Here is a 13,016-nt window from a genome sequence, read left to right as displayed (position 1 = left end):
TGTCGCGTTCGGCGGGTCGATCTTGCGATCGCTGTCCAGTCCGTGACGGAAAACCCTGCGTCATCGGCCCGCGCTCGGCTGGCCGGCATGCCGGGCGCCCCGCCAGGCGCATGCGGGCCGGATTCTATCATGCGGATTTTCGCCAGCGACAGCCGCTTATGCCACTTGGTCGGGGTTTCGCTCCCTGCATGAAACAAAATCCCGTCCCGGGGCTCGAAGCGTTACCGGAAGCCGGCAAGCAGTCCTGCCGGCGCTGGCCGGAGGTCCTGGAAGCGCTACTTGAAGCGCCGCTCGACGCCTTTTTCGACGAGGATCTTGGCGGAAATCTCTTCCACCGAGAAATGCGTGGAGTTGATGTAGGCGATGTTCTCGCGGCGGAACAGGCTTTCCACCTCGCGCACTTCGAACTCGCATTGGGCGAAGCTGGCGTAGCGGCTGTTGGGCTTGCGTTCGTTGCGGATCGCCGTCAGGCGGTCGGGGTCGATGGTCAGGCCGAACAGCTTGTGCTTGTGCTGCTTGAGGGCGCTGGGTAGCTGCAGGCGCTCCATGTCCTCTTCGGTCAGCGGGTAGTTGGCGGCACGGATGCCATACTGCAGGGCCATGTACAGGCAGGTGGGGGTCTTGCCGCAGCGCGAGACGCCGACCAGGATCAGGTCGGCCTTGTCGTAGTAATGGGTGCGGGCGCCGTCGTCGTTGTCGAGGGCGAAGTTCACCGCCTCGATACGGTCCATGTAGTTGGAGTTGTGGCCGATCGAGTGGGACTTGCCGACAGAGTAGGAGGAATCGGCGGAAAGCTCCTGTTCCAGAGGCGAAAGAAAGGTGGCGAAGATATCGATCATGAAACCGTTGGATTGCGCCAGGACCGCCCGTATGTCGCGGTTGACGATGGTGTCGAAGATGATCGGGCGGGCCCCGTCCGACTCGGCAGCATTGTTGATTTGCTGTACCATGGCGCGCGCTTTTTCTTCGGTATCGATGTACGGTCTCGTCAGTTTGACGAAGCTGATGTTCTCGAATTGTGCCAGAAGGCTTTGGCCCAGGGTCTCGGCGGTGATGCCGGTGCCATCCGAGATGAAGAATGCGGTTCGTTTCATTTGCACCGAAAGCCTTAAGGTAGGAACGATTCTTGGCTATGATAGGCCGCGCGTTGTCAGAGGCCTTTCTGTCGCAGCATTGTCACTTATTTCTAAGGGCCAGGCCAGAATCCAGCGGAGCTGCTCCTGGCCCCGCTTGAGCTTTTCCAATTCAATAGTGGAGAGATCACCTTGGTAGAGTACGTAGTTTCCCTCGATAAGCTCGGCGTCCATGATGTAGAGCATGTGGGGGGCAAGAACGCATCCCTCGGCGAGATGATCAGCAACCTGGCCGGTGCCGGCGTTTCCGTACCCGGCGGCTTTGCCACCACCGCCCAGGCCTACCGTGACTTCCTCGAGCAGAGTGGCCTCAACGACCGTATCCATGCGGCGCTGGACGCACTGGACGTCGACGACGTCAGCGCCCTGGCCAAGACCGGCGCACAGATCCGCCAGTGGGTGATGGAGGCCGAGTTCCCGGCCCGCCTCGACAGCGAGATCCGCCAGGCCTTCGCCGCCCTGGCCAACGGCAACGACAACCTGGCCGTGGCCGTGCGCTCCTCCGCTACCGCGGAAGACTTGCCGGACGCCTCGTTCGCCGGCCAGCAGGAGACCTTCCTGAACATCCGTGGCGTGGACAATGTGATCCGTGCCGCAAAAGAAGTCTTCGCCTCCCTGTTCAACGACCGCGCCATCGCCTACCGCGTGCACCAGGGCTTCGACCACAAGCTGGTCGCCCTGTCCGCTGGCGTGCAGCGCATGGTCCGTTCGGAAACCGGCACCGCCGGGGTGATGTTCACCCTGGATACCGAGTCGGGTTTCCGTGACGTGGTATTCATCACCGGCGCCTATGGTCTCGGCGAGACCGTGGTCCAGGGCGCGGTGAACCCCGACGAGTTCTACGTGCACAAGCCGACCCTGGAGGCCGGTCGCCCGGCGATCCTGCGCCGCAACCTGGGCAGCAAGGCGATCAAGATGGTCTATGGCGAAGAGGCCAAGGCCGGTCGCTCGGTCAAGGTGGTCGACGTCGAGCGTGCCGACCGCGCCCGTTTCGCCCTGAGCGACGCCGAGGTCACCGAGCTGGCCAAGCAGGCCATGATCATCGAGAAGCACTACGGCCGCCCCATGGATATCGAATGGGCCAAGGACGGTGACGACGGCAAGCTGTATATCGTTCAGGCCCGCCCCGAGACCGTGAAGAGTCGTGCCAGCGCCACCGTCATGGAGCGCTACCTGCTGAAAGAGAAGGGGACCGTCCTGGTCGAGGGTCGCGCCATCGGCCAGCGTATCGGCGCCGGCCCGGTCAAGGTGATCAACGATGTGTCGGAAATGGACAAGGTCCAGCCGGGCGACGTCCTGGTCTCCGACATGACCGATCCGGACTGGGAGCCGGTGATGAAGCGCGCCAGCGCCATCGTCACCAACCGTGGCGGGCGTACCTGCCACGCCGCGATCATCGCCCGCGAGCTGGGCATTCCGGCCGTGGTCGGTTGTGGCAACGCCACCCAGGTCCTGCAGGACGGCCAGGGCGTGACGGTTTCCTGTGCCGAAGGCGATACCGGCTTCATCTTCGAGGGCGAGCTCGGCTTCGACGTGCGCAAGAACTCGGTCGACGCCATGCCTGAACTGCCGTTCAAGATCATGATGAACGTCGGCAACCCCGACCGCGCCTTCGATTTCGCCCAGCTCCCGAACGAAGGCGTGGGCCTGGCCCGCCTCGAGTTCATCATCAACCGCATGATCGGCGTGCACCCCAAGGCGCTGCTGAACTTCGCCGGCCTGCCGGCGGATATCAAGGAAAGCGTCGAGAAGCGCATCGCCGGCTATCCCGACCCGGTCGGCTTCTATGTCGAGAAGCTGGTCGAGGGCATCAGCACCCTGGCCGCGGCCTTCTGGCCGAAGAAGGTCATCGTGCGCCTCTCCGACTTCAAGTCCAACGAGTACGCCAACCTGATCGGCGGCAAGCTCTACGAACCGGAAGAAGAGAACCCGATGCTCGGCTTCCGCGGCGCATCGCGCTATATCAGCGAATCGTTCCGCGACTGCTTCGAGCTGGAGTGCCGGGCGCTGAAGAAGGTCCGTAACGAGATGGGCCTGACCAACGTCGAGATCATGGTGCCGTTCGTACGTACCCTGGGCGAGGCGAGCCAGGTGGTCGAGCTGCTGGCCGGTAACGGGCTGAAGCGCGGCGAGAATGGGCTGAAGGTCATCATGATGTGTGAACTGCCGTCCAACGCCCTGCTGGCCGATGAGTTCCTCGAGTTCTTCGATGGCTTCTCCATCGGCTCCAACGACCTGACCCAGCTGACTCTCGGCCTGGACCGCGATTCCGGCATCGTCGCCCACCTGTTCGACGAGCGCAATCCGGCGGTCAAGAAGCTGCTGGCCAACGCCATCGCCGCCTGCAACAAGGCCGGCAAGTACATCGGCATCTGCGGCCAGGGCCCCTCCGACCATCCTGACCTGGCGCGCTGGCTGATGGAGCAGGGCATCGAGAGTGTCTCGCTGAACCCCGACTCGGTGCTGGACACCTGGTTCTTCCTCGCCGAAGGGCAAGACCACCAGGCCTGAGCGCTCCTCGCTGTATCCGGAAAGGGCGGGTAACACCGCCCTTTTTTGTGTCTCCAGTCCAAGATAAGCATGCAAAGCAGTAGTCGCCTCTTTCCTGTCGCCCTGGTCAGCGCCGAGCTGCGCGCCGACCTCACCGAAGACATCTACCGCCTGAAGCCCGGCAACAGCCCTGACGGCAGCGTCGAGCTGGTCGTCACCCGCCTTGGCCAGCAGGCTGCCGGCGAGCGTCGCGGGGTGCCGGTGATTCTCCTGCATGGCAGTTTTTCCAATCGGCGCTTCTGGTATTCGCCGCGTGCGCTCGGGCTCGGTCCCCATCTGGCGCGGGCCGGATTCGACGTCTGGCTGCCGGAAATGCGCGGCCACGGCTTGTCGATCCGCAATGACGGCTACCGGGGCAACCGGGTTGCCGACTATGCGCGCCACGATCTGCCGGCGATCGCCGACTTCATTCATGAGCAGAGCGGGCAGCCGGCGCACTGGATCGGCCACTCCCTGGGTGGCGTGGTGCTGGCGGCGGGCCTGGGGGGAGGGTATCTGGACCAGGCACGGATCGGCTCCGTAGCGCTGTTCGGCAGCCAGGTCAGCACCGCGCACTGGTTGTTCAGGTTGCCGCTGGCGGCCTGGGTCGCGCGCCTGCTGCTGCGTCGTGTCGACGCAGTCTCCGGGAGCCGCTGGCGGCAGGGGCCGGAAGACGAGCCGGTCGGGGTCGCCCTGGAGGTCTTGCGCTGGCATGGTCTGTTCGGGCGTTTCGGCGAGCCGGGCAACGACTGGTGGACGGGGCTGGCGGCGGTCGATGTGCCGCTGCTGGCGGTGGCCGGTGCGGGGGACCGCCAGGACCCGCCCTGGGCGTGCCGCAAGTTGTTCGAGCGGTTTGCCTCGGCGGAGCGCGAGTACCTGCTGCTCGGCCGCGAAGAGGGGTTCGTCGAGGATTACGGGCATATCGAGATGCTGGTAAGCAAGGCCGCGCAGCGGGAGGTATGGCCGCTGGTCGAGCGCTGGCTGCGCCAGCGTTCGGCGGTGCTGGAGGAAACCGTGCGGAGTCGGGCGCTAGACGTATCGGAAGCCGGTCTCAGCGGCTAACATGTGACGCAAACAGTGGCTCCGGTCACGTCGGCGCCGCCTGAACGGGCGGGTGTGGCAGCCGGATCCGCGCGAGCCTGAACTTCACCCACAGGAGCTTCCTCATGCATTACGTCACTCCCGATCTGTGCGATGCCTATCCGGAACTGGTCCAGGTCGTCGAACCGATGTTCAGCAACTTCGGCGGTCGCGATGCCTTCGGTGGCGAGATCGTGACCATCAAGTGCTTCGAAGACAATTCGCTGGTCAAGGAGCAGGTCGACAAGGACGGCAAGGGCAAGGTCCTGGTCGTCGATGGCGGCGGCTCGCTGCGTCGTGCATTGCTTGGCGACATGCTCGCCGAGAAGGCGGCGAAGAACGGCTGGGAAGGCATCGTCGTCTACGGCTGCATCCGCGACGTCGATGTGATCGCCCAGACCGAGCTCGGCGTCCAGGCCCTGGCCAGTCATCCGATGAAGACCGACAAGCGCGGGATCGGCGACCTGAACGTCGTCGTGACCTTCGGTGGCGTCACGTTCCGTCCCGGCGAATTCGTCTATGCCGACAACAACGGCATCATCGTTTCCCCGCAGGCGCTGAATATGCCCGGCTAAGGCTGTTTTACGCAGGGTTCCCGGCCCCGGCGACGCAGGCAGTGTCCCGGGGCTTTTCGTAGGAGTGAACCCCATGAGACAGTCCTGGTCTCAGGGTTGACTTTAAGCTTGTGCCGCAAGTCCATGAATTGACTGAAGCCAGTCTTCTGCTTTTACTGTCGGAATGGTCGTTTTGCCAAGGGAAGCGCAATGCCAGCGTATGAGTCAGGTAACGAGCGCGGTCTGATCTATGGCTACGTCCTCGATGGGCGTGGCGGTGGCCGGCGTGTCGCCCGCAATGAAATTGCCGTGCTCGACCTGACGCCCGATGAGAGCCTCTGGTTGCACTGGGACCGGGGCGTACCCGAGGCGCAGGCCTGGTTGCGTGATTCCGCGGGACTGAGCGAATTCGCCTGCGACCTGCTGCTGGAGGAGGCGACCCGCCCCAGGCTGGTGGACCTCGGCGCGGAAAGCCTGCTGGTATTCCTTCGCGGGGTGAACCTGAACCCGGGCGCGGAGCCGGAGGACATGGTGTCGCTGCGGGTCTTCGCCGATGCTCAACGAGTCTTCTCCCTGCGCCTGCGTCCGCTGAAGGCGGTCGCCGACCTGCGCGCGGACCTGGAGGCGGGAAAGGGGCCGAGGACGGCCTCGGAAGTGGTCTACTATCTCGCGCATTATCTGACAGACCGTGTCGACACGCTCATCAGTGCGATAGCCGACCAGCTCGACGGGATCGAGGAGCTGGTCGAGGCGAACGAACGGGCCAGTCCCGACCAGCACCAGTTGCGCACCTTGCGCCGTCGCTCGGCCGGATTGCGTCGCTACCTGGCGCCGCAGCGCGACATCTACTCGCAACTGGCGCGCTACAAGCTGTCCTGGTTCGTCGAGGACGATGCCGACTACTGGAACGAACTGAACAACCGGCTGACCCGCAATCTCGAGGAACTCGAGCTGATCCGGGAACGCATCAGCGTGTTGCAGGAGGCCGAGTCGCGACGAATCACCGAGCGGATGAACCGCACCATGTATCTCCTTGGTATAATCACCGGCTTTTTCCTGCCGATGAGTTTCGTCACCGGCCTGCTGGGAATCAACGTCGGCGGCATTCCGGGAGCGGATGCCCCGCACGGGTTCTGGCTGGCCTGCCTGCTGATCGGCGGGGTCGCCACGTTCCAGTGGTGGGTATTTCGTCGGCTGCGCTGGCTTTGACGTGACCAGCGCGGGGAAGAGGGCGTCACCCCCTCGTACAGACATGAGGTGCGCATGCACGATCCGTTCGAAGAGTCCCTGCGGGACCTGCTCAAGGCTTCGGCTCCCCAGCCGGACGACGATGCGCGTCTGGGCCGGGTATTGAAGACGGCCAACCGCCAGGTCGGCGCCGGGGACCTGTTCAGCCTGATGGGGCACTGGTTGCAGGCGCTGATGATCGGCATCAACAACGGCTCGCCGCACCTGGCGCCGGTTTCCCGTCTTTCCGCGAAAAACGCATCTGCTGCTGACAAGGCTGAGTGAACATGCAATTCGATATCTGGACCCAGAGCCTGCTGACCGCGATGAACACCCTGTGGGGCAAGCTGGCAGGTTTCATTCCCAACCTGCTCGGCGCCCTGGTGGTCGTGCTGCTCGGTTTCGTCATCGCCAAGCTGCTCGACGCCTTGCTCTCCAAGCTGCTCGCCAAGCTCGGCCTGGATCGCCTGATGGGCGGTACCGGCCTGACCAAGCTGCTGGCCCGGGTCGGCATCCAGGTTCCGGTGTCGACACTGGTCGGCAAGATCGTCTACTGGTTCGTGCTGCTCGTATTCCTGGTCTCCGCCGCCGAGTCGCTCGGCCTGCAGCGGGTCTCGGCCACCCTGGATGTCCTCGCCCTGTACCTGCCCAAGGTGTTCGGCGCGGCCCTGGTGCTGATCGTCGGCGTGCTCCTGGCGCAACTGGTCAACAGCGTGGTGCGCGGCGCGGCGGATGGCGTCGGCCTCGAATACGCCAACGGCCTCGGGCGAATCGCCCAGTGGCTGGTCATCATCATCAGCATCTCGGTGGCGGTAGGGCAGCTGGAGGTCAAGACCGACCTGCTCAATTACATCATCGCCATCGTCCTGATCACCGTGGGCCTGGCCGCGGCGCTGGCCCTGGGCCTGGGCAGCCGCGAGGTGGCCGGGCAGATCATCGCGGGAATCTACGTCCGCGAACTGTATCAGGTCGGACAACAGGTGAAAGTGGGCGACATCGAAGGCACTATTGAAGAGATAGGTACGGTCAAGACCATCCTGCTGACGGAAGAGGGAGAGCTTGTGTCACTGGCCAACCGTCTACTGCTCGATCAGCGAGTTACCAGCCGCTGATCCTGGAGAGATAATGGACGTGGCTGCTCTGCAGGGCGGCCCGGCTTACGATATGACTGGCCTGATCTCACTTGAATAAGCCTCACCCCCTGTCACAGCGGTATGACCCACGCCAGCTTTCCGACGAAGAGCTGGTCGAGCGTGCGCACTCGGAGCTGTTCCACGTGACGCGCGCCTACGAGGAATTGATGCGGCGTTACCAGCGCACGCTGTTCAACGTCTGCGCCCGCTACCTGGGCAACGACCGTGACGCGGACGACGTGTGCCAGGAGGTGATGCTGAAAGTTTTGTACGGCCTCAAGAACTTTGAGGGCAAGTCGAAGTTCAAAACGTGGCTATATAGCATCACGTACAACGAGTGCATCACGCAGTACCGCAAGGAGCGCCGAAAGCGCCGATTGATGGATGCGCTCAGCCTCGACCCGCTGGAGGAGGCTTCCGAGGAGAAGTCGCCGAAGGTGGAGGAACGGGGCGGATTGGACCGTTGGCTCGTCCATGTCAATCCGATTGATCGGGAGATTCTGGTTCTTCGCTTCGTCGCGGAACTGGAGTTTCAGGAGATAGCGGATATCATGCACATGGGTCTGAGTGCGACGAAAATGCGCTACAAGCGGGCACTGGACCGCCTGCGCGAAAAGTTTTCAGATGCGACCGAAACATAGTTGGGTAAATATTGTCTCTCTATGCGGGAAGTTCTGATAAACTTGCCACCCAAGTTGTGCGGCTGATTGTTGGACAACTAACTGACCATCAAGATGGGGATTTAACGGATGAAACTGAAGAACACCTTAGGCGTTGTCATCGGCTCGCTGGTTGCCGCTTCGGCAATGAACGCCTTCGCCCAGGGCCAGAACTCGGTAGAGATCGAAGCCTTCGGCAAGCGCTACTTCACCGACAGCGTTCGCAACATGAAGAACGCTGACCTGTACGGCGGCTCGATCGGCTACTTCCTGACCGACGACGTCGAGCTGGCTCTGTCCTACGGTGAGTACCACGATGTTCGTGGCACCTACGAAACCGGCAACAAGAAGGTCCATGGCAACCTGACCTCCCTGGACGCCATCTACCACTTCGGTACCCCGGGCGTAGGTCTGCGTCCGTACGTGTCGGCTGGTCTGGCTCACCAGAACATCACCAACATCAACAGCGACAGCCAAGGCCGTCAGCAGATGACCATGGCCAACATCGGCGCTGGTCTGAAGTACTACTTCACCGAGAACTTCTTCGCCAAGGCCAGCCTCGACGGCCAGTACGGCCTGGAGAAGCGTGACAACGGTCACCAGGGTGAGTGGATGGCTGGCCTGGGCGTCGGCTTCAACTTCGGTGGTTCGAAAGCCGCTCCGGCTCCGGAACCGGTTGCCGACGTTTGCTCCGACTCCGACAACGACGGCGTCTGCGACAACGTCGACAAGTGCCCGGACACCCCGGCCAACGTCACCGTTGACGCCAACGGCTGCCCGGCTGTCGCCGAAGTCGTACGCGTACAGCTGGACGTGAAGTTCGACTTCGACAAGTCCAAGGTCAAAGAGAACAGCTACGCTGACATCAAGAACCTGGCCGACTTCATGAAGCAGTACCCGTCCACTTCCACCACCGTTGAAGGTCACACCGACTCCGTCGGCACCGACGCTTACAACCAGAAGCTGTCCGAGCGTCGTGCCAACGCCGTTCGTGACGTACTGGTCAACGAGTACGGTGTGGAAGGTGGTCGCGTGAACGCTGTCGGTTACGGCGAGTCCCGCCCGGTTGCCGACAACGCCACCGCTGAAGGCCGCGCTATCAACCGTCGCGTTGAAGCCGAAGTAGAAGCCGAAGCCAAGTAATCGGCTGAGCCTTCAAAGAAAACCCGGCCCAGGCCGGGTTTTTCTTTGCCTGGAAAAAGACCGCTCGTCAGGCGCTCAGGGAAACCGGTTGCGACACGATGCCGCGGGTCACTTCGCCGATCACCAGGATCGCCGGGCTCTTCAAGGCGAAACGTCCGGCGTCCCGCAGTAACTTGCCGAGATTGCTGCGGCACTCGCGCTGGTTGCCCAGGGTGGCGTTCTCGATCATTGCCAGCGGCGTATCCTCGCCCATGCCTCCAGCCAGCAGCCCGGCCTGGATCTCCGCGAGACGGGCCACGCCCATGTAGACCACCAGCGTGGTGCCGCTGCGCGCAAGGGCTTCCCAGGCCAGCGGGCTGTCGTCCTGGGTATGCGCGGTCACCAGGGTCACGCCGCGACTGATGCCGCGGTAGGTCAGCGGTATGCCGCAGCCAGTGGCGCCAGCCAGCCCGGCGGTGATGCCGTTGACTATCTCGCTGTCTATCCCGTGGCGGGCCAGCCATTCGGCTTCTTCGCCGGCGCGGCCGAAGATGCATGGATCGCCGCCTTTCAGGCGTACCACGCTGCGCCCCTGGCGGGCATGCCGCAGCATCAGGCGCTGGATGAAGTCCTGCGGTGTGGAGCGGCAGCCGCCGCGTTTACCGACCCGGACCAGCCGGGCGGACGGACAGTGCTCCAGTATGCCCGGGTTGACCAGATCGTCGATCATCACCACATCCGCGTCCTGCAGGGCGCGAACTGCCTTCAGGGTCAACAGTTCCGGATCGCCGGGACCCGCACCCACCAGCCAGACCTTACCGCTCATCGTCGTTCTCCTCAGGCATTCGCCGCCATGGGCCGGGGGGCCGCCAGCAGTCTCTTGATTTCCGGTACGCAGGAGCCGCAGCCGGTGCCGCAGCCGAACTCGCGCTTCAATCCGTCCAGGTCCAATCCGCGGGCGATGCCGCCGAGCACCGTTTGCTGGCTGACGTTCTGGCAACTGCACAGGGTCTTGCCGCCCGCACCCTGGCTGGGTCGTCCCGGTGCCGCGCCGAGTGGGGCGAGCAGCCAGCGGCGTAGCTCGCTATCGGCCCGGCCGGTAAGCCAGAGCTCTTTCAACCAGTCGCGGGCGAGGGTTTCGCCGGCGAGCCGGACGGCGACGATGCGCCCGTCTTCGAGGCGCACGCGTTTGCCGATCGCCCGTCGCGGATCGTCGTAGGCGAGGATCGGTCCGTCGAGCAGTTCGAGCTGGCGGTCTATGCGTTCCAGCAGGGTGCTGTCCGGCGCTTCGCGATGCGCTGCATCGATCAGCAGGGCCGGGCGCTCGCCTCCGGCAAGGCTGAAACCGGCATGGTCAAAGGCTTCGCACAGCGGGCGCAGGGCTTCGAAACGCGTCTGGATATCGATCTCGACCAGGGCGAACAGGCGCCAGGGCAGTTCGACGGACTCGACCTGTACCCCGGCATGCTTGAGTTCCGGCTGCTTCGACAGGGGATCGAAGGCTGGCACCGTCAGTACGTTGCAGCCCAGCCCCTTGAGGAAGCGGTCGCCCCAGTGCATCGGCAGGAAGGCCTGGCCGGGGCGCACCGAGTCGTCTGCGCCCACCGGCAGGACCAGGTCGCCACGCCGGCTCTTCAGGCGAACCAACTGTCCTTCCTGCAGTTGGCGGCGGCGCAGTTCCTCGGGATGCAGGTGTACCAGGGCTTCCCCCTCGTGGCCGAACAGCCGCGCGCAGGTACCGGTCCTGCTCATCCCGTGCCATTGGTCGCGCAGCCGTCCTGTATTGAGGGTCAGCGGGTAGCGGGCGTCGCGCCTTTCCTGCGGGGCGCGATAGGGATCGGCGATCAACTGGGCGCGCCCCGATGCGGTGGGGAAGCGCCAGTCGCCATAGAGGCGCGCGGTGCCCTGCTCGGCACCGGCGGGGAATGGCCATTGCTGCGGCCCCAGGCGGTCGAGCAGCTCGTAGCTGAGTCCCGCCAGGTCGAGGTCGCGCCCGGCGGTGAGTCGTTTGTACTCGTCGAACAGGCTGGCGCTGTCAGCGAAGTCGAACAGGCTGGGCTGCCCCGGACGCAGGCGGTGCTCCAGGCGGCGAGCGAAGTCACAGACGATCTGCCAGTCCTGGCGGGCTTCTCCGGGCGGGGCTATGGCCCGGCGGACATGGCTGACGCGGCGCTCCGAGTTGGTCACCGAACCTTCCTTTTCTCCCCAGGAAGCGGCTGGAAGCAGAAGGTCGGCGTAGCGACAGGTTTCCGTGGTGGCGAAGGCTTCCTGGACCACCACGAAGGGGCAGCGCGCGAGCGCCTCATGGATCCTGCGCTGGTCCGGTAGCGACTGCGCGGGGTTGGTGCAGGCGATCCAGAGCGCCTTGATCCGGCCTTCATGAACCGCGTCGAACAGCTCGATGGCGCTGAGACCGGGGGCCGAGGGGAGTGTCTCGACGCCCCAGTGGCGGGCTACCTCCGCGCGATGCGCGGGGTCGGCGGCGTCGCGATGGCCGGGCAACAGGTTGGCCAGGCTGCCGGTCTCGCGGCCGCCCATGGCGTTCGGCTGGCCGGTGAGGGAAAACGGCCCGCATCCGGCACGGCCGATCTTGCCGGTGGCCAGGTGCAGGTTGATCAGTGCGCTGTTCTTCGCGCTGCCCGCGCTCGACTGGTTGAGGCCCATGCACCAGAGCGAGAGGAAGCGCGGCGAGCGGCCGATCCATTCTGCGCAGCGCTGCAGGTCGGCGATGGCGATGCCGCAGAGGTCGGCGACCGCGGCGGGGGGGTAGTCGCGCACCAGGTCTTTCAGGGCGGCGAAACCCTCGGTGTGCTCGGCGATGAACGAACGATCGATCCAGTCCTCCCAGAGCAGGATGTGCAGGAGGCCGTGGAACAGTGCGACGTCGGTGCCGGGGAGCAGCGCCAGGTGCAGGTCGGCCAGTTCGCAGGTATCGGTGCGCCGCGGATCGATGACGACGATGCGCATTTCCGGTCGTGCCGCCTTGGCGGCCTCCAGGCGGCGGAACAGGATCGGATGGGCGAAGGCCATGTTGCTGCCGGCGATCAGCACGCAGTCGGCGCAGTCGAGGTCTTCGTAGCTGCATGGCGGTGCGTCGGCGCCCAGGCTGCGCTTGTAGCCGACCACCGCCGAGGACATGCACAGGCGCGAATTGCTGTCGATGTTGTTGGTGCCGACCAGGGCCCGCGCCAGCTTGTTGAAGGCGTAGTAGTCCTCGGTCAGCAACTGGCCGGATATATAGAAGGCCACGCTGTCCGGCCCGTGTTCGCGAATGGTCTCGGCGAAACGCCCGGCGGCATGATCCAGGGCACTGTCCCAGTCGCTGCGAGCCCGCGCCAGTTGCTTGCCGAGGCGCAACTGGGGATGGAGCGCGCGGGCCTGGAGGTCGCCGGTCAGGTGCAGGGTGGAACCCTTGCTGCACAGCTTGCCGAAGTTGGCCGGATGCCGCGGGTCGCCTTGTACGCCGAGGATGCGTTCGCCGTCGTGCTCGATCAGGACGCCGCAACCCACGCCGCAATAGCAGCAGGTCGAGGCAGTAGTGTGGGAGTCTGTCGGCATGCTCGCTCCTGTTATCGTCGA

General features: G+C 64.3%; 11 protein-coding genes. 8 read left to right on the top strand and 3 right to left on the bottom strand.

The genetic code is table 11. The features are described from left to right. Positions 1-275: 275 nt before the first annotated feature. Positions 276-1,094, bottom strand: a complete 819-nt coding sequence (gene ppsR, locus PSPA7_RS16790; protein WP_003152915.1) for a posphoenolpyruvate synthetase regulatory kinase/phosphorylase PpsR — start codon at positions 1,092-1,094, stop codon at positions 276-278. A 171-nt stretch (positions 1,095-1,265) separates the two neighbouring features. Between ppsR and ppsA the strand changes: the two genes are divergently transcribed. The 8 genes from ppsA (at position 1,266) to oprF (ending at position 9,458) form a co-directional block, all read left to right on the top strand. Next, positions 1,266-3,644: a phosphoenolpyruvate synthase gene (gene ppsA / locus PSPA7_RS16780; RefSeq protein ID WP_012076195.1), complete on the top strand. Its 2,379-nt coding sequence runs from the start codon at positions 1,266-1,268 to the stop codon at positions 3,642-3,644. Between the two features lie 69 nt (positions 3,645-3,713). Next, positions 3,714-4,724, top strand: coding sequence for an alpha/beta fold hydrolase (locus PSPA7_RS16775; protein WP_012076194.1), 1,011 nt, complete (start codon positions 3,714-3,716; stop codon positions 4,722-4,724). 104 nt (positions 4,725-4,828) lie between these two features. Further along, positions 4,829-5,317: a ribonuclease E activity regulator RraA gene (rraA, locus tag PSPA7_RS16770; protein ID WP_003152917.1), complete on the top strand. Its 489-nt coding sequence runs from the start codon at positions 4,829-4,831 to the stop codon at positions 5,315-5,317. 189 nt (positions 5,318-5,506) lie between these two features. Then, the gene (gene cmaX, locus PSPA7_RS16765) at positions 5,507-6,505 is read left to right on the top strand and encodes a divalent cation transporter CmaX (protein ID WP_012076193.1); all 999 of its coding nucleotides are present in this window, start codon (positions 5,507-5,509) and stop codon (positions 6,503-6,505) included. Positions 6,506-6,553: 48 nt separating this feature from the next. After that, entirely contained in the window at positions 6,554-6,808 is a 255-nt protein-coding gene (locus PSPA7_RS16760) for a hypothetical protein (protein ID WP_023443014.1), read from the top strand. A gap of 2 nt (positions 6,809-6,810) precedes the next feature. Then, positions 6,811-7,635 (top strand): mechanosensitive ion channel family protein, encoded by an 825-nt coding sequence (locus tag PSPA7_RS16755; RefSeq protein WP_033997249.1) that lies wholly within the window; start codon positions 6,811-6,813, stop codon positions 7,633-7,635. 71 nt (positions 7,636-7,706) lie between these two features. Further along, entirely contained in the window at positions 7,707-8,297 is a 591-nt protein-coding gene (gene sigX / locus PSPA7_RS16750) for an RNA polymerase sigma factor SigX (RefSeq protein WP_003098059.1), read from the top strand. Between the two features lie 108 nt (positions 8,298-8,405). Then, the gene (gene oprF / locus PSPA7_RS16745) at positions 8,406-9,458 is read left to right on the top strand and encodes an outer membrane porin OprF (protein ID WP_003087843.1); all 1,053 of its coding nucleotides are present in this window, start codon (positions 8,406-8,408) and stop codon (positions 9,456-9,458) included. 67 nt (positions 9,459-9,525) lie between these two features. Here oprF and cobA read toward each other — a convergent pair whose 3' ends face one another. Beyond that, positions 9,526-10,263, bottom strand: a complete 738-nt coding sequence (gene cobA / locus PSPA7_RS16740; RefSeq protein WP_012076191.1) for a uroporphyrinogen-III C-methyltransferase — start codon at positions 10,261-10,263, stop codon at positions 9,526-9,528. An 11-nt stretch (positions 10,264-10,274) separates the two neighbouring features. Beyond that, on the bottom strand, positions 10,275-12,995 hold the full coding sequence (locus tag PSPA7_RS16735) for a nitrate reductase (protein ID WP_012076190.1): 2,721 nt from the start codon (positions 12,993-12,995) through the stop codon (positions 10,275-10,277). Positions 12,996-13,016 lie beyond the last annotated feature (21 nt).

The organism is Pseudomonas paraeruginosa PA7 (assembly GCF_000017205.1).
GTDB lineage: Bacteria > Pseudomonadota > Gammaproteobacteria > Pseudomonadales > Pseudomonadaceae > Pseudomonas > Pseudomonas paraeruginosa.
Note: the sequence above shows the minus strand (reverse complement) of the source record. Positions and strands in the feature narration are given on the sequence as shown.